At 37.1% G+C, this 24,246-nt stretch carries 24 protein-coding genes; 10 read left to right on the top strand and 14 right to left on the bottom strand.

Translation table 11 applies throughout. The features are described from left to right. Positions 1-21: 21 nt before the first annotated feature. Positions 22-1,275 (bottom strand): aspartate kinase, encoded by a 1,254-nt coding sequence (locus tag RRF69_RS06465; protein ID WP_316939028.1) that lies wholly within the window; start codon positions 1,273-1,275, stop codon positions 22-24. A gap of 2 nt (positions 1,276-1,277) precedes the next feature. Further along, positions 1,278-1,757, bottom strand: coding sequence for a GNAT family N-acetyltransferase (locus RRF69_RS06460; protein ID WP_316939027.1), 480 nt, complete (start codon positions 1,755-1,757; stop codon positions 1,278-1,280). A 164-nt stretch (positions 1,758-1,921) separates the two neighbouring features. On the opposite strand from RRF69_RS06460, the gene fbp reads away from it, so the two are divergent. Beyond that, entirely contained in the window at positions 1,922-2,932 is a 1,011-nt protein-coding gene (gene fbp / locus RRF69_RS06455) for a class 1 fructose-bisphosphatase (RefSeq protein ID WP_316939026.1), read from the top strand. Between the two features lie 110 nt (positions 2,933-3,042). Continuing rightward, positions 3,043-3,651 carry a superoxide dismutase gene (locus RRF69_RS06450; protein WP_316939025.1) on the top strand — a complete coding sequence of 203 codons (609 nt, stop codon included), beginning with the start codon at positions 3,043-3,045 and terminating at the stop codon, positions 3,649-3,651. A gap of 209 nt (positions 3,652-3,860) precedes the next feature. Here the strand turns inward: RRF69_RS06450 and RRF69_RS06445 are convergent, their stop codons facing one another. The 4 genes from RRF69_RS06445 to RRF69_RS06430 all read right to left on the bottom strand — a co-directional run bounded on the left by RRF69_RS06445 (position 3,861) and on the right by RRF69_RS06430 (position 8,192). Then, positions 3,861-4,565: a M48 family metallopeptidase gene (locus tag RRF69_RS06445; protein WP_316939024.1), complete on the bottom strand. Its 705-nt coding sequence runs from the start codon at positions 4,563-4,565 to the stop codon at positions 3,861-3,863. A gap of 98 nt (positions 4,566-4,663) precedes the next feature. Beyond that, positions 4,664-5,227: a LemA family protein gene (locus tag RRF69_RS06440; RefSeq protein WP_316939023.1), complete on the bottom strand. Its 564-nt coding sequence runs from the start codon at positions 5,225-5,227 to the stop codon at positions 4,664-4,666. A gap of 59 nt (positions 5,228-5,286) precedes the next feature. Next, positions 5,287-7,185: an amidophosphoribosyltransferase gene (locus tag RRF69_RS06435; protein WP_316939022.1), complete on the bottom strand. Its 1,899-nt coding sequence runs from the start codon at positions 7,183-7,185 to the stop codon at positions 5,287-5,289. Between the two features lie 80 nt (positions 7,186-7,265). Then, positions 7,266-8,192 (bottom strand): PfkB family carbohydrate kinase, encoded by a 927-nt coding sequence (locus RRF69_RS06430; RefSeq protein WP_316939021.1) that lies wholly within the window; start codon positions 8,190-8,192, stop codon positions 7,266-7,268. Positions 8,193-8,266: 74 nt separating this feature from the next. On the opposite strand from RRF69_RS06430, the gene RRF69_RS06425 reads away from it, so the two are divergent. The 5 genes from RRF69_RS06425 to RRF69_RS06405 all read left to right on the top strand — a co-directional run bounded on the left by RRF69_RS06425 (position 8,267) and on the right by RRF69_RS06405 (position 10,663). Continuing rightward, positions 8,267-8,686, top strand: a complete 420-nt coding sequence (locus RRF69_RS06425; protein ID WP_316939020.1) for a SufE family protein — start codon at positions 8,267-8,269, stop codon at positions 8,684-8,686. Positions 8,687-8,703: 17 nt separating this feature from the next. Beyond that, entirely contained in the window at positions 8,704-9,024 is a 321-nt protein-coding gene (locus tag RRF69_RS06420; protein WP_316939019.1) for a DUF59 domain-containing protein, read from the top strand. Positions 9,025-9,111: 87 nt separating this feature from the next. Next, a complete protein-coding gene (locus RRF69_RS06415) occupies positions 9,112-9,621 on the top strand; it encodes a DUF2480 family protein (RefSeq protein ID WP_316939018.1) in 510 nt (169 codons plus the stop codon). A gap of 124 nt (positions 9,622-9,745) precedes the next feature. Then, the gene (locus tag RRF69_RS06410; protein ID WP_316939017.1) at positions 9,746-10,321 is read left to right on the top strand and encodes a DUF3078 domain-containing protein; all 576 of its coding nucleotides are present in this window, start codon (positions 9,746-9,748) and stop codon (positions 10,319-10,321) included. A gap of 60 nt (positions 10,322-10,381) precedes the next feature. Then, positions 10,382-10,663, top strand: coding sequence for a hypothetical protein (locus tag RRF69_RS06405; RefSeq protein WP_316939016.1), 282 nt, complete (start codon positions 10,382-10,384; stop codon positions 10,661-10,663). 36 nt (positions 10,664-10,699) lie between these two features. On the opposite strand, the gene hflX is transcribed toward RRF69_RS06405, so the two are convergent. The 6 genes from hflX to aspS form a co-directional block, all read right to left on the bottom strand. Further along, entirely contained in the window at positions 10,700-11,905 is a 1,206-nt protein-coding gene (gene hflX / locus RRF69_RS06400) for a GTPase HflX (protein ID WP_316939015.1), read from the bottom strand. A gap of 308 nt (positions 11,906-12,213) precedes the next feature. Then, positions 12,214-12,453, bottom strand: coding sequence for a hypothetical protein (locus tag RRF69_RS06395; protein WP_316939014.1), 240 nt, complete (start codon positions 12,451-12,453; stop codon positions 12,214-12,216). A gap of 105 nt (positions 12,454-12,558) precedes the next feature. Further along, complete coding sequence (locus tag RRF69_RS06390) at positions 12,559-14,334, bottom strand: chloride channel protein (RefSeq protein ID WP_316939013.1); 1,776 nt, start codon at positions 14,332-14,334, stop codon at positions 12,559-12,561. A gap of 43 nt (positions 14,335-14,377) precedes the next feature. Next, entirely contained in the window at positions 14,378-15,601 is a 1,224-nt protein-coding gene (locus RRF69_RS06385; RefSeq protein WP_316939012.1) for a DUF3999 family protein, read from the bottom strand. Beyond that, positions 15,588-18,071: a DUF2339 domain-containing protein gene (locus tag RRF69_RS06380; protein WP_316939011.1), complete on the bottom strand. Its 2,484-nt coding sequence runs from the start codon at positions 18,069-18,071 to the stop codon at positions 15,588-15,590. Before RRF69_RS06380 ends, RRF69_RS06385 begins: the two co-directional genes overlap by 14 nt. A 173-nt stretch (positions 18,072-18,244) precedes the next feature. After that, the gene (gene aspS, locus RRF69_RS06375; protein ID WP_316939010.1) at positions 18,245-20,002 is read right to left on the bottom strand and encodes an aspartate--tRNA ligase; all 1,758 of its coding nucleotides are present in this window, start codon (positions 20,000-20,002) and stop codon (positions 18,245-18,247) included. A gap of 239 nt (positions 20,003-20,241) precedes the next feature. On the opposite strand from aspS, the gene rsmI reads away from it, so the two are divergent. Beyond that, positions 20,242-20,919: a 16S rRNA (cytidine(1402)-2'-O)-methyltransferase gene (gene rsmI / locus RRF69_RS06370; protein WP_316939009.1), complete on the top strand. Its 678-nt coding sequence runs from the start codon at positions 20,242-20,244 to the stop codon at positions 20,917-20,919. Positions 20,920-20,948: 29 nt separating this feature from the next. After that, the gene (locus tag RRF69_RS06365; protein WP_316939008.1) at positions 20,949-21,287 is read left to right on the top strand and encodes a HopJ type III effector protein; all 339 of its coding nucleotides are present in this window, start codon (positions 20,949-20,951) and stop codon (positions 21,285-21,287) included. Positions 21,288-21,464: 177 nt separating this feature from the next. Here RRF69_RS06365 and RRF69_RS06360 read toward each other — a convergent pair whose 3' ends face one another. Continuing rightward, complete coding sequence (locus RRF69_RS06360; RefSeq protein ID WP_316939007.1) at positions 21,465-23,087, bottom strand: mechanosensitive ion channel family protein; 1,623 nt, start codon at positions 23,085-23,087, stop codon at positions 21,465-21,467. Positions 23,088-23,181: 94 nt separating this feature from the next. On the opposite strand from RRF69_RS06360, the gene RRF69_RS06355 reads away from it, so the two are divergent. Next, entirely contained in the window at positions 23,182-23,625 is a 444-nt protein-coding gene (locus RRF69_RS06355) for a hypothetical protein (protein WP_316939006.1), read from the top strand. 103 nt (positions 23,626-23,728) lie between these two features. Here the strand turns inward: RRF69_RS06355 and RRF69_RS06350 are convergent, their stop codons facing one another. Further along, on the bottom strand, positions 23,729-24,244 hold the full coding sequence (locus RRF69_RS06350; RefSeq protein ID WP_316939005.1) for a gamma carbonic anhydrase family protein: 516 nt from the start codon (positions 24,242-24,244) through the stop codon (positions 23,729-23,731). Positions 24,245-24,246: the final 2 nt, after the last annotated feature.

Raw genomic sequence — 24,246 nt, 5'->3', positions numbered from 1 at the left:
GCAAAAATACTGTTTTTTTATTTAAAACTCTTGTAAAACAATCTGAATGGTTTCTTTGTTGGTCTGCGATAACAAAGTGGTTCCACGCTGTGAAATGGCCGCTTTTGTCGCTTCGTTAAAATGACGAATGGTGTACAAATCGACCTCCTTTTGAAAATCAATGGCAAACTCATTTTTCAGTTCAATATAGAAGGCATCAAAATTTCCATATTTGTTGTCGACGCAGACAGAAAAACTAATGGCAGAATTCTGAATTAAATTTACAGACAATTTATAATCGTGGAGTTTTTTAAAAATATAGCTGATATTATTTTCGACCATAAACGAAAAGTCATTGGCAGAAATGGACAGCAAAATTTGATTTTTCTTGATGATAAAACAAGGAATATCGGGTTCCAAATGGGTGCCTTTTGAAATTCGAGTACCCAATGCATTGGGCTGAATAAAGGATTTGACATACAGGGGAATCTCTTTGTTTTGAAGAGGCTGTATGGTCTTTGGATGAATCACCGAAGCGCCATAAAATGCCATCTCGATGGCTTCTTCGTAGGAAATTTGTGTCAATAAGGTGGTTTCTTCAAAAACTCTCGGATCTGCATTGAGGACGCCCGGAACATCTTTCCAAATCGTAACGCTTTCCGCATTGAAGCAATAGGCGAAAATTCCCGCAGTATAATCGGAACCTTCTCTTCCTAGCGTGGTCGTGTTTTCAGTATCATTTCCTGCCAAAAAACCTTGGGTAATATGGAGCTTCTGCACATCGATCTGCTCGGTGATCAGTTGTTGTGTCAACTCCCAATTGACTTTGGCATCTCTGTAATTGCTGTCGGTTTTGATAAAATTTCGCACATCCAACCAGTGGTTTTCAATATCTAACAGCGATAAATAGCCACTGACAATTCGAGTGGAAAGAAGTTCTCCAAAACAAATAATTTGATCGTAGACATAATTGTAGCGCTGGGAAGTGTTTCGTTCTAAAAACCAATCCAACTCGTCAAAGAGGACCTCAACGGTATGAAACACAGGGTGTCCTTTTTCAAACAAGTCGTCCATCAGCTCTTGATGAAAGGCAACAATCTGAGCTTTCTTGTTGTTCAATTCCTCCGTTTTGTAAAAATAGGCATCGATCAACTCTTCAAAAGCATTGGTCATTTTTCCCATGGCAGAAATCACTACCAAAGTATTTTTTACGCCTTGATCTTGTAATAATTTGGCCACATTTTGAACGCCCTGTGCATCTTTTACAGAGGCGCCTCCAAACTTAAAAATTCTCATTGCTAATGATTTTGTACAAATTTTTCTAAATTCTCTTCGTTCATTTGCACTACAGACCAATCATTTAAAATGCTTGCTCCAGTAGACTTATAAAATTCAATGGCATTGGTGTTCCAATCAATGACCTCCCAAGAAACTCTTTTGGCTCCTAGGGCGTGGGCATATTTCATCACTTGGGTGTACAGGGCCATGCCAACGCCCAATTTTCTTTTTTCTTGAGTTACAATGAGATCTTCCAAATGCACAATGGGTCCTTTCCAGGTAGAATATCGCATGTAAATGAAGGCAATACCAATAATGGTGGCACCTTCTTCTGCGACAAAAATCTTAAATTTTGGGCTGTCCGAAAAACCATCTCTTTCAAGATCGGCAATGGTGACTTCTACGGCGTTGGGTTCTTTCTCAAAAACGGCCAATTCGTTGATTAAACTGAGGACAGAAGGGACATCGTTTCGGGTCGCTTCTCGGGTTGTAAAACTCATGGGATACTTTTTAAAAATCAAAGGTAATCGATTTGGAAGCAAACAAAAATTTCTACAGAATAATAACAAGAAAAAAACTTTTGTTTAAAATTTAAAATCGGAACGAAATCGATGTAGTTTTGAAAAATAAATAGCATCTTTGTGGAACGAAAAGGCAGTTCAAAATGGCTAAAAAAAATCAAACCCTTGGGGAGTTTATTATTGAAAATCAGAACGATTTCCCCTATTCTTCCGGAGAACTCTCCCGATTGTTAAACGCAATTCGTCTGGCGGCAAAGGTGGTCAACCACGAAGTAAACAAGGCCGGATTGGTGGACATCACAGGAGCAGCAGGAGATACCAATATTCAAGGCGAAGACCAACAAAAACTCGATGTCTATGCCAACGACACCTTTATCCAAACCATCACCGATCGGAATATTGTTTGTGGAATTGCCAGTGAAGAAGAGGACGATTTTATTGCAATCAATAGTCAAGATGCCAATCATCAAAATAAATATGTGGTGTTGATCGATCCGCTCGATGGCTCTTCCAATATTGATGTGAATGTTTCTGTAGGAACTATTTTTTCAATTTTTAGGCGGGTCACTCCCGTAGGAACTCCAGTACAACCGAAGGATTTTTTACAACGGGGAGCGCAACAAGTTGCTGCAGGATATATTGTGTATGGAACCTCAACCATGTTGGTCTATACCACTGGAAAAGGAGTCAATGGCTTTACCCTAAATCCTGCTTTGGGAAGTTGGTATTTATCGCATCCCAACATACAGTTCCCCGAGGATGGCCAAATTTATTCTGTGAACGAAGGAAATTACTTGGATTTCCCAGAAGGCATCAAAAAATACATCAAATACTGCCAAGCAGTAGAAGACAATCGACCCTATACCAGCAGATATATTGGGTCTTTGGTTTCCGATTTTCATCGAAATATGATCAAAGGAGGCATCTATCTGTACCCGAAAAGTTCTACAAATCCAACAGGAAAATTGCGTTTGTTGTACGAATGCAATCCGATTGCTTTTATTGCAGAACAGGCCAATGGATTGGCTTCTGACGGGTATCGGCGAATTTTAGAAATTGAACCTACCGCATTACACCAACGCGTTCCCTTTGTTTGTGGTAGTAAAAACATGGTTGCCAAAGCCGAAGAATTTATGAACGCATTTCAAGAATAAGAGATTTCTATGTCACTATCAATTTTCAAAAAACAAACTACTTGTCAAACCGTTTAATTATGGCTAAATTTACACTCGTAAAATGATACTAACTTTTAAACGATAAAAAAATGGCTTTTCAATTACCCGAATTAGGATATGCATATGACGCATTAGAACCAAATATTGATGCAAGAACAATGGAAATTCACCATACAAAACACCATGGTGGATATACTGCAAAATTAAACGCAGCGATTGAAGGAACTGCTTTAGAAGGAAAATCTATAGAAGAAATTTTAACCAACCTGGACTTGAGCAATGGAGCTGTTAGAAATAATGGGGGTGGTTTTTACAATCACTCATTATTCTGGTCTGTAATGAATCCCAACAACAAAGGAACACTTGCCGGAGAATTGAAAGAGGCTGTTGAAGCTGCTTTTGGATCTGAAGAGGCGTTCAAGGAAGCATTTTCAAATGCTGCTGCAACGCAATTTGGCTCTGGATGGGCTTGGTTGTGTGTTCACAAAGGTGGAAAAGTAAGCATTTGCGCTACTCCAAATCAAGACAATTCTTTAATGCCAGGTGTGGGTTGCGAAGGAACTCCAATTTTAGGATTGGATGTTTGGGAGCATGCATATTATTTAAACTATCAAAACAGAAGACCTGATTATATCAATGCATTTTTTAATGTAGTAAACTGGAATGAAGTAGCAACTCGATATGCAGCTTCAAAATAAGCAGTACCCTCTTGAACTTTACAAGTTCCAAAAACCCGAAGCACTGCTTCGGGTTTTTTGTTAAAATTGTTCGAGAATTTGAATTCGTTTTTGGATGGGTGGATGGGTTGCAAACATTCCATTAAAAAATGAAACCAGCGATTTCTGATCTTTTTTCTTTGTTGGATGGTCGATAAACATCTGAGCAACATCGTCTCTTTTGACGGCCTCTATCCAGGATCTTCCGAAATCTTACGCAACGCATTCGCCAAGGCCAAGGGCTTTCTGGTCATTTCAGCAGCTCCAGCATCGGCCAGATACTCTCGTTTTCGAGAAAGTGAAAATCGAAACAAAGAGGCCAAAATGAGTCCTAAAATACCGAGTCCTAAAACAAGGAGAATTGCCCCTCCTTCTTTCTTTTTTGAACCTCTTCCTCCACCGTACAACACAGAACGGAAGGCCAACTCGGTAACAAAAGAAAAGATCCCTACAAAAATAATTGACACAATCAAAAGTCGGACATCTCGATTGATAATATGGGTGAGTTCGTGGGCAATGACAGCCTCCAATTCATTGTCGTCTAATTTTTCGATGATCCCTCTTGACAAGGTCACCGCATAGGTTTTTTGGCTGAGTCCACTAGCGAACGCATTTAATGAACCGTCTTCAATCACATAAACTTTGGGCATTTTCATCCCCTGCGACATGCACAGATTTTCTACCAAATTGTATACGCGTTTGTGGGCTTTCCGCTCTAAAGGTTTGGCACCTGTTGCACGTTGAATCATTGAAGAATGGGAAAACCATGCAATTAAAAACCAAATCCCAACAATGCACAAAACAAAGGGGGTCGCTCCCCAAAAAGCTTCGTGAATGGCAGCCATCGGAAGTTCAGCATCGGTGCTTCCTGAATAGGTAAAGAAAAAAAGAGCCATACCAATCCCAAAAGCAAGAGTGGAAAGGCTAAAAGGAGTGCAATGGACTTGTAATTATTCCGATTTATTTGAGATTGTAAACCAACATATTTCATGGGTTAAAAGCCAATAGTAGGTGCCTCATCGAGTTTGGCTCTTTGCGAACCCCCCAAGTCAAACATCGATCCTTTTTGAAAAGAAAACATTCCAGCAATCAAGTTGGATGGAAAGGTTTCAACGGCATTGTTGTACTCTTTTGTAGAAGAATTGAAAAACCTTCTGACAGAAGATAATTTATTTTCAATATCGGAAATCTCTTCCTGAAATTGTAAAAAATTTGTACTTGCTTTCAAATCAGGATAGGCTTCTACCGCAATATTCAGTCCACTTAATGCTGAGGACATCTGGTGTTCTGCAGCAATTTTCTCGTCAATCGTGGAGGCATTTAAAGCTCCTGCTCTGGCAGCTGTAACCGCAGTTAACACTTTTTCTTCGTGTTTCATATAGCCCTTAACGGTCTCTAACAACTGAGGAATTAAATCGTACCGTTGCTTCAATTGAACATCAATATCTGCAAAAGCACTTTCTCGATTGTTGCGAAGTTTTACCAATCGGTTGTACAGTGAAACCAATAGGACAAGTACAATCGCAATAACTCCTATAATGATAATTGTTGGCGTCATATGATATAAATTTAAGTTTATTCAAAGATAGCAAATTTCCATCAAAGCGTCAAATCGAACTAATAGGCTCTTTTGTCATTTCCTTCATAAAAATTAATAAAGGCTTGATTGACCACTCTATTTCCTCCGGGGGTTGGGTAATCTCCTGTAAAATACCAATCTCCTAAATTGTCAGGACAGGCTTCGTGCAAGCTTTCAACCGATTGGTAAATCACCTCAACATCGGCTTTGATGTCATTGGTTTTTAACATTGCTGCTATTTTTTCAGACACTTCTTCGGTGGTAAAAGGGGCATAGATTTCCTTTACAAAATTGACAATGTCTTCATCTTGAAACGATTGCTGTGCTTTTGATTTTTGATATACCTCATCTACAATTGCATATTGATTGGTCTCTTTCAACAGCTCAATTGCTGCTTTGAAAGCAATAAAGGCTTCAATTCTTGCCATATCGATGCCGTAACAATCTGGATATCGAATTTGTGGCGCAGAAGAAACAACTACAATTTTCTTTGGACTCAGTCGGTCTAATATCTTGATAATACTTTTCTTCAAAGTGGTACCTCGAACGATACTATCATCGATAATGACTAAATTGTCTGTCGATTTGACAACTCCATAGGTCACATCATAGACATGCTCTACCAAATCGTCTCTACTGCTATCGTCAGCAATAAAAGTTCGTAGTTTTGCGTCTTTGATCGCTATTTTCTCAAAACGAGCTCTTTCCGATAAAATCTCTGTGACTCTTTGTGCAGACAAGGCTTTGCCTCCAGCTAATATTTTAGCTGTTTTTTGTTGATTGAGCAAATCTTCTGCAGCCTCTGTCATTCCATAAAATGAGGTTTCTGCAGTATTGGGAATGTAGGAAAAAACAGTGTTGGAAATATCTGAATCAATGGATTTTAAAATTTTAGGAAAAACCAATTTTCCCAAATTTTTGCGCTCTTCATAGATGCTCGCATCACTTCCTCTTGAGAAATAAATACGTTCAAAAGAACAGGCTTTTTTTTCTTTTTGCTCTAAAACAGGTTGGATGGAGGTTTTTCCATTTTTCTTGATGATCAAGGCATGCCCTCTCTCCAGCTCTTTCACTGCTGCTATCGGTACATTAAAAACCGTTTGTATAACGGGTCTTTCAGAAGCTACCACGACCACCTCATCATCTTCATAAAAATACGTTGGGCGTATTCCGTTAGGGTCTCTCAAGACAAAAGCATCTCCATGACCTACCAATCCTGCCATGGCATAGCCCCCATCCCAGTTTTTTGCAGATCTTTTTAAAACATTTTGCAAGTCCAAATTTTCTTCAATAAAGGGAGAAGCATCTTTCTTACTAAATCCTTTTTCTTTTGCTCTTGCATACAAATTGGCAACTTCATCTTCTAAAAAGTGTCCAATTTTCTCCATAACGGTCACCGTGTCCGTAAATTCTTTTGGGTGTTGTCCCAATTCAACCAGTTCTTCCAACAATTGCTTCGAATTGGTCATATTGAAATTTCCCGCAACGATTAAATTTTGATGTCGCCAATTACTCTGACGCATAAAAGGGTGCACACTTTCGATGCTGTTTTTACCAAAGGTCCCGTAACGAACGTGTCCAAGAAATAAATTTCCCACATAAGGCATGTTTTGTTCTTGCCAGTCTACATCGTCCTTTTTCTCGGGAAACTGCTCTAAAACACCATTGAGTCGGTCGTTGATTTGTCCAAAAACATCTTGAATGGGTTGCGATTTGTTAGAGCGAATTCTACTTACATATCGAGTCCCAGGTGCAACATTAAATTTTACACTCGCAAAACCAGCACCATCCTGACCCCTGTTGTGCTGCTTTTCCATCAATAAATACATTTTGTTGATTCCGTAAAAAGCAGTTCCGTACTTGTCTTTGTAAAACTGTAAAGGTTTTTTTAATCGAACAAGTGCAATTCCACATTCGTGTTTAATAGCGTCACTCATCAGTCATTTCGTTTTAGTTGGGTGTTGTTAGTCTTTATGTTGTTAAAAAAAAAATCCGCAGTCGAAACTACGGATTAAAATTAAGCTATTTTTATATCAAATTGGGTTAAATCTCTAAAAGCTTCCAAACGTGTTTTTACTTCGTCTGGAGTGAGGGTTTGCATGCGTTCTGTACCAAACTTTTCTACACAGAAAGAAGCAAGATTCGACCCAAAAATCACGGCATTCTTCATATTTTCAAAAGAGACATCTTGTGTTTTGGCTAGATATCCGCAAAAACCTCCTGCAAAAGTATCTCCAGCTCCTGTTGGATCAAAAACATCTGCCAATGGTAAGGCAGGTGCGTAAAACATCTTTCCTTCGTTGAATAACAAAGCGCCGTGTTCTCCTTTTTTAATGACCACATATTTGGGGCCCATTGCATGGATTTTCTTTGCGGCATTCACTAAAGAATATTCTCCCGAGAGTTGTCTTGCTTCTTCATCATTAATCGTAATCACATCTACGCGTTTCAATACGGTATGCAAGTCTGCTAAGGCGATGTCCATCCAAAAATTCATGGTATCCAAAACAACTAATTTGGGTCTTTCAATCATTTGATCTAAAACGGATGCCTGTGTCAATGGGTGTAAATTACCTAACATTACAATTCCAGCGTCTTTAAAACTTTCAGGAACTATCGGCGAGAATGTTTCTAAGACATTGAGTTCTGTAATAAGGGTGTCTCTAGAATTCATATCGTTGTGATACTTCCCACTCCAGAAAAAAGTTTTTCCATCTTTTACGATTTCAATTCCTTCGGTATGGATTCCTTTCGCATTCATCATCTCTAGATAAGAAGCAGGAAAATCTCCACCAACTACAGAAACCACTCCCGTTTGTACCCCAAACTGGCTGGCTGCCAAACCAACGAAAGTACCAGAACCTCCTAGGATTTTGTCTGTTTTCCCAAAAGGGGTTTCAATTGCATCAAAAGCGACAGTTCCTACTGCTAATAATTTACTCATTTCTTAGATTTTATACGTAATTTTGCAAAGCAGAATAAACGCTTTTTTTAAAGACACAAAAATAAGTTTTAAAAATGACTATCAAAGAAATACAAGAAGAAATTATTGACGAGTTTTCGATGTTTGACGATTGGATGGATCGCTACCAATATATCATCGATCTTGGGAAATCTTTGCCGATTATTGATCCAAAATTTAAATTGGATGAGAATTTAATCAAAGGGTGCCAATCCAAAGTTTGGTTGTATTCTGAGTTAGAAAACGAGGTGATCAAGTATACTGCCGATAGTGATGCAATTTTAACCAAAGGAATCGCTGCCCTATTGCTACGTGTGTATTCGGGACAACAACCCAAAGATATTTTAAGCGCAGAGACCGATTTTGTTGATGCCATAGGCCTCAAAGAACACTTAAGCCCTACCAGAGCAAATGGACTGGTATCGATGATCAAACAAATAAAAATGTACGCAATTGCACAGCAAACGCGATTATAAATTAAATTCCTTACACAATGACAGACAAAGAATTAGAAGAGATTGGTGATAAAATTGTTCGCGTTTTAAAAACCATTTATGACCCAGAAATCCCTGTAGACATTTACGAATTGGGTTTGATTTATGACGTGTTTGTCTCGGAAGAAAACAATGCCAAAATATTAATGACGTTAACCTCTCCAAACTGTCCAGTAGCCGAGAGTTTGCCAGTTGATATTGAAGAAAAAGTAGCGTCGATAAAAGAAATCAATAGTTGTGAAGTAGAAATCACGTTCGACCCTACTTGGACACAAGAAATGATGAGCGAAGAAGCAAAATTAGAATTGGGAATGCTGTAGGTAATTTTTTTCAAAAAAAACTCCTACTTCAAACCTCAAACTTCGTACTTCAAACTTCATACTTCAAACCTCGTACTTCAAGCCTCCATGAAAAAAGAAATTATCAATAGAGTCGCAAACAGCAAATTAAAAACCTTTGATTTAGAGGAAATATATCCCGAAGGAAAAAGAGTGCAATTTGATATCAAAGACTGGTTGTTTGAAGAAATTATTTTAAAAGAAGTTGATTTCAGAATTTCAGTAAAAAACCACGATTGGTCTCAATACAAAAATTGTTTTGTGGCGATTCAATGCTCTGCTGATGCCATCATCCCTTCCTGGGCGTTTATGTTGATTGCCGCTGAAGTTACTCCTTTTGCAAACAAAGTAGTCATTGGAAATTTGGAACTATTAGAAACGGTTCTGTATCAAGAACTGATCGAATTTATCGATTTTGAACCCTTTACAGATGCACCGGTAATCATCAAAGGATGCGCTGAAAAACCGATTCCCAATAGTGCTTTTGCATTTTTAATAGGAAAATTACAACCCCTCGCAAGCTCTATCTTATTCGGGGAGGCATGCTCTACCGTTCCGCTTTACAAATCAAAAAAATAAGTTGGTGTTGATTTTATTCTAAATTGTATTAGAAACACACGAAATCGTTTCAGTAAAAAAAGTCTAAATTGCTTTGTTCGTTTTTTTAAAAAAAATATTTTGTTGCCGATTTTAAAACTGAAAAATGAAAAAATACCTATGCTCCCTTTTGTTGGTAGGCAGTAGTTTTTGTATACAGGCACAAACCGTCCTAGAATTGAAACAAAAACAAGCTCCTAAAAAATTAGAAATCAAAAAACTACAAGGAGAAGTTGCCGCTTTACAAGCAAAAATTGACGCCCTACCAGGCTGGAGAATTGGTGCTTTTGGAACCATTGGAGGAAGCCTCTCTGGATTTAACAATTGGTACTCGAGAACAGCACCCAATGCGGCAGCCGGAAATATTGGAATTACAGTGAACGGCTATGCAAATTTAATTCAAAAAGGATTCTTTTGGAAAAACTCGGGAACCTTAAATTTAGGATGGGTCAAATTGAATGATAAATCTATAAAAGGTGACGAAGATTTTGAAACTGCAACCGACGTGTTTACCATTTCGTCATTATATGGAAAACGCATCAATAAAAAGTGGGCAGCTTCTGCTTTGATGGAATATCGAACATCCATTATTGACAACTTTAACGATCCTGGATATTTAGATTTTGGAGTTGGTTTTACATGGACTCCTATGAATCAATTGAGGGTGGTAATTCACCCATGAAACTACAATTTTGTTTTCAGCAAAGGAGAGACTGTTTTTGAATCTTCTTTAGGAGCTAAATTGGTAGCGAACTATGAGACCAAAATTGATCAACTGAGTATACAATCGAATTTATCGATGTATCAAAGTTATAGAACAGATAATTTATCTAACTGGACATGGACAAACACTTTTGGGTACAATTTGTATAAAGGTATTGGATTGGGCTTTGAGCTTGGACTTCGTCAAAATAAGCAAGAGGCATTGAACAACGCATTAATGACAAATCCAAATGCTGACTTCAATACTGTAACCAATAAGTTACAATCCTATTGGTTGTTAGGAATGAGTTATTCTTTCTAAAAAATCACGTTGATCTGAGTAGCTTCTGAATTCGATTTACTCAGAAAATTCGTCATATAAAAAGTTATTGTATGGAAAGCGTTCAATGTGAATCTTTTTGACCTCATTGTAGGTTTTCTCTTTAAAATCCTCCAAATTGTCTTTATTCAGTGCAGAAATAAAAATGCTTTCGATCTCGTAATCATTCATCCAGGTCTTTTCCCAATCTTCTAAAGTGTAGTGTTCTTTCGTTTTTTCGGTAATCAAATCATCGGCATCAATCGTTTCGTGTTCAAAAGCGTCTATCTTATTAAAGACCATTACAGTAGGTTTGTTTGCACACTTAATATCGGCCAACACAACATTTACTGAAGCGATATGATCTTCAAAATTGGGATGCGAAATATCAACCACATGCAACAAGAGATCCGCTTCTCGAACCTCGTCTAAAGTAGACTTGAACGATTCGACCAATTGGGTGGGTAATTTTCGAATAAATCCAACAGTATCGGTCATTAAAAAAGGAATGTTTTTAATCACGACCTTCCGAACCGTAGTGTCTAAAGTTGCAAATAATTTGTTTTCTGCAAAAACATCACTTTTACTAATAACATTCATCAAAGTCGATTTTCCAACGTTGGTATAGCCTACCAATGCAACCCGAACCATTTGTCCACGATTTTTTCTTTGCACAGCCATCTGTTTGTCAATGGTGAGCAACTTCTTTTTAAGAACGGCTATTTTGTCTCGAATAATACGTCGGTCTGTTTCAATCTCTGTTTCTCCAGGTCCACGCAAACCAATTCCTCCTTTTTGCTTGTCCAAGTGTGTCCAAAGCCTTGTTAAACGAGGTAAAAGATATTGGTGCTGTGCTAGTTCAACCTGAGTTTTTGCAGAGCTAGTTTGTGCTCTTTGTGCAAAAATGTCTAAGATCAAATTGGTTCTGTCTAAAATTTTACAATCTAGAATTTTTTCAATATTCCTTAATTGAGCAGGAGACAGTTCATCATCAAAAATAGCGGTACCGATTCCGTGTGCTTCAATATAGCTTTTCACTTCATCCAATTTTCCAGTTCCTAAAAATGTTTTCGGGTTGGGTTTTTCCATCTTTTGAACAAAGCGTTTTACAGTAAGCCCTCCAGCAGTTTCAGTCAAAAACTCTAGCTCATCTAGGTACTCTTCAGATTTTGTTTCGTCTTGTAATTGAGTAATAACACCAATTAAAACGGCTTTTTCGGAGATTGCTTCTCTTTGATCTATCATAGGCTACAAAAGTAAACCAAATCTTATTATTTCAATACAAAAAACCCCAATATGATATTGGGGTTTTTTGAACGAACTCAAAGGGTACTTTTTCTTTCTATTCTTCTTTTTTAATTCCTTTTTTATCAATCAGGCTAACATTACAGTGCAAACATACGCCTTCATTTGAAGTTTCAAGTAATCTTAATGTTACCAAAATGCACCCCTAGGGTTATGAAATCGTGTTTTCGAACCCACAACTGTTCTTTGGTGAAGATCAAAAAGGCTTGTAGAAAAATGAGTTCCGTAGTGAATATACTCAGAAGAAGTTAGTTTTTCCCTTGCTTTTGAAAGGCATCTCGAAGTTTCTGATCGTTTAAAATGTATTTCTTGTACTTGCCATCTTTGTATCTGTGATAAATAAAAATTGGCATCAATAGAAAGGAAAAATAGAAAATCCCTAACCCCATCACAATGTGTGCTTTTGGGTGTTCCATCTGTATCAAATAGATTCCAATAGCAATCCAAACAACAAAAATGATAAACATTATTTTTAAAAGGTACTTCATCCTACAAATTTACAAAAGTTCTTTCTTTATTGAATGCTGAAACCAAAATGAAATTATTCGGGTTTGAGGAGTTCCCGCTCTAATTCTCTACAATCAGCTGCAATCCTATGTTGTTACTGCTATCAACTTATTTCGATAAGCGGTTAGCAATTTCGATTTTGAAATAAATCCAACATATTTTTCATTTTTTACCACAGGTAAATTCCACGCATTGCTCTCCTTGAATTTCTTCATGACCTCCTCTACAGAGTCGTCATGGAAAATAATTTCTGGGGCAGACTTCATGAAATCGGAAACAAAGGTAGTTTCATACTCTTTTTGATGAAACATGATGGAACGGATATCGTCCAACAAAACAATTCCTAAAAATCGTTTTTCTTGATCCAACACTGGAAAAATATTTCTTTGTGATTTTGCTACCGATTTCTTAAGCATTTCTCCCAAGCTCATTTCGGGTGAAATGGGCTTGAAATTTTTTTCTATCAAGGTATCAATTCGCATCATCATCAAAACATTTTTATCCTTGTTGTGCGTAATGAGCTCTCCTCTTTTTGCCAATTCTACAGTATAAATCGAATTTGATATAAAGTACTTTGTAAAGGCAAAACTAATGGCCGACACCAACATTAAGGGCACAAAAAGCTCGTACCCTCCTGTGATTTCAGCGATTAAGAAAATGGCCGTTAAGGGGGCGTGTAAAACCCCTGCCATTAAACCGGTCATTCCAATTAGAGTGAAATTGGACTCTGAAACCGAAAAGCCCAACTGATTAATGATTTTTGCAATTGCATTTCCAAGGGCAGAACCCATAAACAAGGTCGGGATAAAAATTCCTCCAACACCTCCAGCGGCAAAGGTCGTTGTCATTGCTATGGCTTTAAAAATTGCAATGATTAGCAACATTGCAACCACCATATAGACATTTTGTAAATCGATATTATAGGGAATGTCTTTGAGTGCTTTTGCAGTGTTTCCTTCCAACAAATTGGTCATCAAACCATAGCCCTCCCCATATAATGGAGGAATAAAATACAACATGATTCCAATGGCAACTCCGCCAATCAATAACTTTTTGAAGGGGCTTTTGAATGAGTCGAAAAAACGTGTAATTTGAAAATACATTTTAGAAAAATACACAGAGGCCATTCCAGTTAAAAATGCCAAAACGATATAAAAAGGAATGTCACGAACTTGAAAAATATCTACCAATTGAAACCCAAACAACACATCGGTTCCCACAAAAAAATAGGAGGTAATTACTGCAGCAACAGACGCCAACAACAGGGGCACCAAAGAGGCAAAAGCAAGGTCTAAACTAAAAATTTCTACCGCAAAAATAATGGCAGCAATCGGTGCTTGAAACATGGAAGACATGGCACCAGCAGTGGCACAACCAATGAGTAGCATTCTGGTTTTAGCATTCATATGAAACAGTTGTGCAATGTTGGATCCCAAAGCAGCTCCTGTACTTACAGCTGGCCCTTGTAGCCCCGCAGATCCTCCAAAACCTACTGTTAAAGGAGCAGTAAGTAGCGATGCAAACATCTTAGACCGTTCTATCATTCCGTTTCGTTTTGAAATGGCATGTAGGGTGGTAGAAATTCCATGACCGATTTCTTTTTTAATGACCAGCTTCTTGATGAGGTAGACTAAAAACAACCCAATGATTGGAAAAATAAAATACAATGAATATTGATATTCTTTGATGAGCTTTCCCTGCAACAACCTTTCGATTAAAAAGGTTAAATCTTTTAAAATATAGGTTCCTAAACCCGCCAATAGGCCCACTAAGACACTCAACACATAAATGAACTGTCTTTCTGAAATATGTTTATACCTCCAGATGAGGATTTTCTTTAATACTTTATATTTTGTTGGCATTTCCTATTAATTCGGCTTTCTAAAATTTACAAAACATTCTTGCTTAGGCTGCATCTTCATTGTTCATTTCCTTTAATAATCCGAAGGCAAAGTAACCAATAAAAATAACACCAAAGGCAATACAAATCCACATAAAAAGAGGAGTTTGCCAAAATGCTAGTGGCTGCAAGGCCTCACTTTCAGTTGAACTTTTAGAGAAACGATCTACGGTACTATCGCCAATCACTTTGGTATTGCTAGAAATAAAATTTTCCAAATCATAAGAAGGTTTACTTAAAGTTGGATCTATATGTAGCTGATAGTTTTGTTGAGGTTGTAACTGAGCAATCAAATAGATGGGTTTCTGAAGCAAGCGAACCCTTTCTATCTGTAGGGGTGGATTGTCTTGATTGTCAATTTCCAAAACAAATTCCTTTTCATTCAAGTTATACAGTACAAAAGTATTGTCATTTTCTGAATGCAACTGAAATTGAGCAACCTCAACTTCGATGACTTCTTCACGCTTTTTTATTTTTCGGGTTCTCTGAACCAACAATCTGGCATTTCGAGAAAAAAACTGAGTCCGAATGTCAAACGAAATCTGATTGACCTTGTGTGCTGTTGGTGCCCTAAATTTTATCCGAGTGCTTTTGTTCTTTGTTTTAGGAAGCACCTCTTGTTTAAAAGCACTTATTTCGATGGGCTTTGAGATGAAAAAAGAACTTTTATAGACTCCAACATTCAAAATATTTATTGGAAGTGTTTGATGATCCTTAAAATTAATTTTTATGAATTGATAGGAATGCAATGGAAGATCAATTGATTTTTCAACTGTGGTACTATTTTGAGAATTCAACCCCGTCAGCTGACCTTCTGTGATCAATCCATACCAAGTGCGTTGATCATTACTGCCATAGACCGTATAATTTTTTGAACTGTTTGTATTGGCTATTTGTAAAGCAATCCTTTCTTGAAAAATACCCGCTGTGTTTTTGATCACAATAGAGGTAATGGAGTCTTTAACCATTTTTTTAGAAAAAATCGAAACTGGTTGAAAGGTAGAAAAGCGCTTGTCTGTATTGGAAATTAATACATAGGGAACTTCCACATTTTGAGAATCCACAATTCGGATCGTATGGAGCGCTTCCTGAGCAGCAGATCGAATTTCTGGTCCCAGAAGTAAACGGTGCAGCCCTTCTTTCGAAACAGGAGAAATTCTCCCCGTAAAATCTTGACTAAATCCTACTAAAGCAGTAAAAAATGCGAATAAAAGGCTAATTTTTTTCATCTTCAATCTTTCTTTCGGTGGTTTCATCCACGACTAATTTTTTAATTTTTTGATATACAAAAGAAATTACCAAAACTAAAACACCCAATAGAATAAAGGCAATAATTTTTCCAGTTTCTGAAACATTTTTAATATCGTACAAAAATAGTTTTACAATCGTAATCCCCAACAATGTCAATGCAATAATTCGAATATTTTTCCATTCTTTTCTAATACCGATAATCAGAAATATAAAAGAACATATTCCCCAAAGAATAGGATATCCAATTTTTACGATTTGTGTTTTCGCTGAGGCTATTTGCTGATGCACAAAATTGCTTCTATCATAAATACCACCCTCAAGAATTTCGTTGACATCTAGGCTACTATTTGAAAAATACAAACTATGTACTGTAATTTCATTGCTTAAAATGAATACCACAGCAAATACAAAGAACCACGGGAGCAATTTCAGGCGCTTTGGCTGCATTTTAAACACACTTGTTGTGTTTCTAACAAACTGATATCCGAAGTAGACCAAGCATCCCAAAATAAGATAATGCACTATAAAGGCATACTGAGAATTGAGCTCTTTAATGGAGTTTTCAACAAGCTCATTTGTTGGAAGTGCATAAAAGCGAAGCAGATAGAAAAAGACAGAACCGATTCCTAATGCAAAGATCCCTTTGGTGAAATTTGTATTTTGAGAAAAAGAGTTGAAATACCATAACAGACTCACAAACACAAAATGATATGCTACGGACAAAGACATTGCTGAAGCATTATTTGCTAAAATTTGAGTGGCTTGATAATGGACTTCTAAAATTCCTGTAAAATAGGAAATCACAATTGCCAGTATCAAAACGATGGTGGAGTGCATGTTGCTCTTTGGTTTTGAATCAGTGGCTTCTGTATTGCTTTCTTTCTGTAAAAACCAATGGGATAAAAACAAGGAGATCAGCACCACAAAACCAGCAATAAATACTGGATTTAAAACAATAGAAAGTTCTTCCGAATTGGAGGAATACCACTTCCAATCCAATAACAAACTAAAAACTGCCAAGATTTGCACCACAATAGAACCTGTCTTAAATGCATTGAGGGTTGATTTTTGAAACAACCAGAGCAACAAGACCGCTTCTGCTGCCCAGAAAAGCGTAATTTGGTTTCCTTCAAATTGAATCGGAATGGTGAGCGTAACAAAGGTCAACGCCAAACCAATTAGGAGATAAATTGCATTTCTCTCAAGCCCAAATTTTCTATATAAAATAGCGGCATAACACAAATTGTAAACGGCCAACAGTAAAGTAAATAGGCCTGTATAATTAGAATCCCAACTTTGTAAAATCGCCATTCCCATTCCAAAGAAAAAGAACGTGTTTGCGACTAAAATAAGGTATTCTATAGTTGAAAATTCCCCTTTGTTTTGAAGGTTGTTCAAAACAATGATAATGCTGAAAATAAAATAAAAGAGTGTTGCAAATACTAAAGCCCCTGAATGTGAAAATTCTGATTGGTCAATTCTCGTTAATAACCAAACACCGTATAACAGGGATGTAAATACAAATGCTAAAATGGTCGCAATCTTCCACTTTCTGAAATAGGAAACTCCTAAAATTCCGATATTTAAAATGGCAATATAACTAAATAACACCCGATAATTTCCTTCTCCAGTACTCACCATAAAAGGCACTGCAAAACCACCAATCAAAGCCAAAACAGCCAATTCTTGTCGGTTATAGGAGACCGATACCAAAGTGCTAAAAACAGTGATCAATACCATGATAGAAAAGGCAATTGTTTGACTAAACAACTGGTATTCATGAAATGCAATATAGATGGTAAAATATAAAATACTGATACCTCCAGCCACTAAAACAGAACTGAAAGCGGCATAATTTTTCTTTAATTTATGGGCAATAGCCATCACCAAAGCACCACATAAAACACCGATTCCCACTCGTGCCGATTCGGTAATCCAATCTTTGTCAATAGCATATTTTACGAAAAAACTGATTCCTAATACTAAAATTAGAATCCCAATTTTGTTGATTAAATTTTCACCAATAAACTTTTCTAAATCTGGGTTTTTTTCTTTAAAGCGTTCAAATAAGGACTTTTTAGGGGTCTTCTTTATAGGCTTTTCTAAAAGAATTTTCGTTTCCTTTTTCTCTTGAATGGGTTTTGAAGTTTTTGAAGCACCATCAGAAAATGAGACGACAGGGCTTTCTTCTATTTTTTCAGAATGTTTCTCTAATGGAGTTTCAACAGGAGTCGGTACTTGAACTTCTTTAGGGATCAGGGGTTCTTCTGGCTTTCCTACTTCTTGCTTTGTTGGTGTCGTTGCTGAAGTCATTGTTTTTTCAGAGAACACTTCAATTCTTTCATTAAGTTGGTCGATGTGCTTTTTTAACTTACTAAAATTAGAACTTTGCTTCGTATAAATCAAAATTAAGAACACAATTGCAATAAGTAGTAGAAAAACTTCCATGTATTTTGTTTTAGATTATCTTATCAAATGTAAGTTTTTTTTGTACAACTAAAAAAATCAAATATTAGCGTAAGAATATGGAAGTCAAAAAAACCTCACAGATTTGAAATCCGCAAGGTCTACGCTCTTATTTTCGTACAATAGATGAAGCTATTTGCTTCAAAAATTGCTCCTTATTTTTTTTGAATATCCAATTGAATACTCAATTCTTTTAGTTGTGCTGGGTCTATCAATGCGGGTGCATCGATCATAACATCTCGGCCAGAATTATTTTTTGGAAAAGCAATAAAATCACGAATCGTTTCTTGACCACCTAAAATTGCGACCAACCGATCCAGTCCAAAAGCCAGTCCACCATGAGGAGGCGCTCCATATTCAAAGGCATCCATTAAGAATCCAAATTGAGCTTTGGCATCTTCCTCAGAAAACCCTAAATGACGTAACATTAAGGCCTGTGTTTGTTTGTCGTGAATTCGAATAGAACCCCCACCAATTTCATTTCCATTTAAAACCAAATCATAGGCATTTGCTTTTACATCCCCTGGATGTGTATCTAACAATTCCAGTTGCCCTGGCTTTGGAGAAGTAAACGGATGGTGCATGGCATGATAATGCCCTGTTTCTTCATCCAATTCTAACAACGGAAAATCAATTACCCATAATGGTGCAAACACTTTTGGATCTCTCAGTCCTAAACGGGTTGCCAATTCCATTCTTAAAGCAGATAACTGCGCTCTTACTTTATGAGTTTCTCCAGACAAAATACAGATTAGATCTCCAGGTTTTGCATTGGTCTTTTGAGCCCAAAGCGCCAAATCTTCTTGATCGTAAAACTTATCTACAGAAGATTTGAAGCTTCCGTCCTCATTGACGCGGCAATACACCATTCCCAAAGCCCCTACTTGAGGTCTTCGTACCCAATCAATAAGTTTGTCTATTTCTTTTCGTGTATAGCTATTTCCACTAGGAACGGCAATTCCAACAACCAATTCGGCTGAATTAAATACGGAAAACTCCCTGTGTTGTGCAATGGCGTTCAATTCGCCAAACTCCATTCCAAAACGGATGTCTGGTTTGTCGTTTCCATAAATCCTCATGGCATCATCATAGCGCATTCTTGGAAATTCTTTAACTTCAACACCATTGATTTCTTTGAGCAAATGTCGGGTCAAGCCTTCAAAAATATTCAGAATATCTTCTTGTTCTACAAAGGCCATTTCGCAGTCAATCTGTGTGAATTCGGGTTGTCTGTCAGCACGTAAATCTTCATCTCTAAAGCATTTTACAATCTGAAAATACTTGTCCATTCCTCCTACCATCAATAATTGTTTGAAGGTTTGTGGCGATTGTGGCAACGCATAAAACTGTCCTTCGTTCATTCGAGAAGGCACAACAAAATCTCGTGCACCTTCGGGTGTAGATTTGATTAAGTAGGGAGTTTCAACTTCAATAAATTCTTGATCAGACAAGTATTTACGAACCTCCATAGAAACTTTATGACGAAAGATCAAACTGTCTTTTACAGGATTTCTTCGAATGTCTATATATCTATATTTCATTCTGATGTCTTCTCCTCCATCAGTTTTATCTTCAATCGTAAAAGGTGGGGTCAAAGACTTGTTTAAGATTTCCAATTTAGAAACCAAAACCTCCACGTCGCCCGTTGCCATTTTTGTGTTTTTGGATTCACGTTCAATGACCGTTCCTGTAACTTGTATTACAAATTCTCTCCCTAAGGATTTAGCCATTTCGATCATTTCAATCGGAGTTCTCGCTTCATCAAAAATAAGCTGCGTAATTCCATAACGGTCTCGTATATCTACCCAAACCATAAACCCTTTGTCACGAGATTTCTGAACCCAACCTGCCAAGGTCACTTCAGTATTGATATGCGATGCTCTTAACTCGCCGCAAGAATGACTTCTGTACATTATTTCTGTAAATTTAAGTTGCAAAATTAGACATTTTCAATTGAATAATCCTCTTTTGGGTGTTCATTTCTATGGAGAAATGCCCCGCTTTTCGCACTCGCTTCCTGTCAAAAAGCAGGAGAACTCAAACAATTGCTGCAATCGGTCACCCAAAATCTGTTCATTTCTTCGTAAATTTGTCGGTACGTGTGTCATGCATCTTCAAGTAGAAGCTTGCGTACGATAACTAAAAACCGAAAATGAGTAAACTATATTTAGTTCCAACACCCATAGGGAATTTAGAGGACATGACCTTTAGAGCGATTCGCATTCTAAAAGAAGTTGATTTTATTTTAGCAGAAGACACACGTACCAGTGGAAAACTCTTAAAACACTACGAGATTTCTACACAAATGCACAGTCATCACATGCACAATGAGCACAAGTCTATAGAAGGCATTTTAAAACGCATTCAAGCTGGAGAAACCTGTGCTTTGATTTCTGACGCTGGAACTCCAGCCATTTCCGATCCTGGATTTTTGCTCACGCGAGCCTGTGTAGAAAATCGAATTGAAGTAGATTGTTTGCCTTATGCCACTGCCTTTGTTCCTGCCTTGGTCAATTCTGGATTGCCCAATGACAAATTTGTTTTTGAAGGGTTTTTACCTGTTAAAAAGGGGAGGCAAACTCGTTTTTTACTGTTAGCAGAAGAAACAAGAACGATTATTTTTTATGAATCGCCTCATAAATTAGTCAAAACCTTAGGGCATTTTGTGGAGTACTTTGGGGCTGACAGACAAGTTTCAGTCTCAAGAGAACTCTCTAAAATGTTTGAAGAAACTATCAGAGGAACTGCTACTGAAGTCCTTGCACATTATACAAACAAACCGCCAAAAGGTGAGATTGTAATCGTTGTGGACGGGAACAGGAAGGCTTAAATAAAATTCACTACCAATAATTTAGACTAATGACACTCGAAAACTTCTTACAAAAACTACACTCAACACCAACATCCATTACTTTTGCAGAAACCATGGAAGTGATTGATAGCAATTACCACTATACACCAAGAGCATTTACCAACGGAGAGTTGATAAACGAAATAGGCAGCAATACCGGTTCTTGTAAATTATTTGCCTTTGCGGAGCTACAGCATCTCACCAAAGCAGCCACCTTGCACTGTTTTGGAGAACATTATCAAAGTGTTTTAGAAGACGAAAATGGAACTTCACACCAAAACATCCGTAATTTTATGAAAACAGGTTTTGAAGGTTTGTCTTTCAAAGGGAGGGTTTTAAAATCATAAACTGTTTTCACATAAGAGCACTATTTACTCAATAAAATAATTTGGGCTATCCGCCTAATTGCGATAAAGGGAGCTAGAGGCTGGGGTAACACAACGCTATTGCTATGGTATAAAGTGTTACTTGTCATTGCAAAAAGTACCCTATTTGCTTCAAATATTTAAAAGTTCATAAAGCAACTACTCCTTTGGGTTTTCACTTGTAAAATCCGAAACGGTTTTTGCAATAACCGCATTTATTCGTTCCATATTGGTATCGTATTTTGGACTCAAACCCTTTTTCTCTGGGAAATTTTCGATGGTTACAGTCGTGGATGGGAATGCGAAATCTACTCCTAAATCTTTTGCCAACTTTACAATCGCAATATGCAATCGGTGTTTTGAAGATTGCTCAATACCCCATGTCAAGCTCTTAAAATATACATTGACCATAACGAGTAATGCCGAATCACCAAAGCCTGAAAACTCTACGTTGTAAGAATCAGACCGTGTTTCTGGATGGGCAATAATAATTTCTCGCACACCTTTTACAAACGCTTCTATCAATTCTGGTGGAGTATCATAACGCAAACCCAAATTGGTATGGTATCGTCGAAACAATCGCAACCCTTTGTTATTGATTACTATTTCTGACAATTTGCTGTTCGGGATTTGGTATACCGAAGTATCTGCCGCTCGAACACTTGTCGAACGAAAGCCTACTTTTTCTACGGTTCCAACAACTTCACCCGCTTCAATCCAGTCTTCTATATGGAAGGGTTTGTCTAAGAATATCATAATGGTCCCGATCAAGTTTTTTACTGTGTCTTGTGATGCCAAGGCAAATGCCAATCCTCCAATAGTTGCTCCCGCAAGCATGGTTGAGGTATCTACCCCGACTAATGCCAACAGTCTGAAAACTCCAATAACCATGACCAACCCTGTGAAAAAATTGTTCAATATGGGCACCAATTGATCATCCAACCTCCCATGGGTTCCAGCCGTATATGTCTTGTAAATTTCCATGACCACTTGTACAATTTTTAAGAACACATATATCCAAAAAACAACAATGGCGATATTGATGACTTTAAAAACCCAGGTATTGATTTCCAATCCAAATTGAAAAGAGGCGAAAATTTTATCGAAAAATGAAAACACCAACAATAGACTCAGAGGATGCGCCAATTTCAACAATACTTTGTTGAGCTCTAAATTGGTTTTCTGTGTGATTTGATGTTGGATTTTTTTCAAAATCAAAAACGCAATTTTTTTTGCAATTAAAAAAAGAACATACCCAAATATCAACATGACCAAGATTCCAACCCATTGCCAAAGTTCTATTGAAAATATTTTTTTATGACCCGAAGCAGGGACAATTTTCTGTAATTCTTCTACATACCAAGGAAATACTTCTTTGTAAATTTTATCAATCTTAGAAACCGTTTCAGAAGAATAATACCAATTATTATTTACTTTTTCAACAGAAATATCGGGCATTCTTTGTGGGAAAAGAAGGTATTTATAGGAAGCCGAATAACCAATAGTATCGTTATAATTTGGGTTTGTAGAAATCTTGTTAAAATCGACATACAAGCCCTTTCCGTCTAAAATCTTCTTTAATTTTATGGCTTTTTCGATGGCCATTTCTTCAGAAAAACCCAAAATAGTTTTTGCTGATTTTGAGGGTTCATAGGAATCTTCCTGTAAAAAATACAAGTGGGTATATACGGTTGCATAGGGGTTGCGAAGATCTACCCGAGTGCTATCTTGTGCATTGGACAAAAATGGAATAAAAACAAGTAACCAAAGTATTCTTTTCATTGTAAAGGTGTTAATCTATTGTTAAACAGCATTGCAAATTTAAACCTTTTCAAAAATGTAGGGTCAAAAAGGAGTATATAAAAATTAAACCATCATGAAAAAATTAGCAACTATTGTATTCTTTGTTTTTGCAGCAACTCTTACAGCACAAGCTCAAAAAGAAAAAGGTCCAAAAGGCCCACAAATGACGACAGAACAACAAGTAATTTTAAAGGTTAAAAAAATGACCTTGGCGTTGGACTTAACCGCTCAGCAACAAAAAGAAATCACTCCCTTGATACAACAACAAATCGAAACAAAAACAGCACATTTGAACGCTAGAAAAGGAAGTAAAAAACCAACATCTGACGAGATTTTTACTATGGAAAATACTCGTTTGGATGCTCAAATTAGAATGAGAGACAAGATGAAAGAGATTTTGACGAAAGAACAATTTGAAAAATTCAAGAAAATGTCAAAAGAAAAAAAGCACAAAAGAATGAAAAGAAGGAAGCATCAAAAAGTTACAAAAGAAAGAAGGAGAGAAAAGAGAGACTAATTAATTTTAATAAATTGGTTGAAGTAAAACTCGGTTTCAAATTTGAAATCGGGTTTTTTTATGCATTATTTGGTTTCAAAATGAACTAGGAATGAAACAAACATCATTCTTGAAACCATCCAGAATACTTGACATAATTATTGGCAATTCGGTCAATTTCTCCAGAAATCAATTCTTGTGAAACTTCTTTTACTTTCTTCGCAGGTACTCCCGCGAATACACTGCCACTTTCTACTCTCGTATTTTTAGTAACCACAGCACCTGCAGCGATAATGGAGTTGGATTCTATAATACAATCATCCATAATGATACTCCCCATTCCAACCAAGACGTTGTCATGTATGGTACATCCATGTACGATTGCATTGTGACCAATAGAAACGTTATTGCCAATTATTGTTGGCGATTTTTGGAAGGTAGCATGAATGACTGCTCCATCTTGGATATTGACTTTATTTCCAATCTGAATAAAATGTACATCTCCACGAATGACCGCGTTAAACCATACCGAACACTCTTTTCCAAAAGAGACTTCACCAACAATTGTAGCATTTTCTGCCACATAACAATCGGTAGGTATTTGAGGGTGTTTTCCGTTTACAGGTTTTATCAGTGTCATCT

Origin of the sequence: Polaribacter sp. HL-MS24, from assembly GCF_032758595.1 — a bacterium.
In the GTDB taxonomy this organism is placed as follows: Bacteria; Bacteroidota; Bacteroidia; order Flavobacteriales; family Flavobacteriaceae; genus Polaribacter.
Note: the sequence above shows the minus strand (reverse complement) of the source record. Positions and strands in the feature narration are given on the sequence as shown.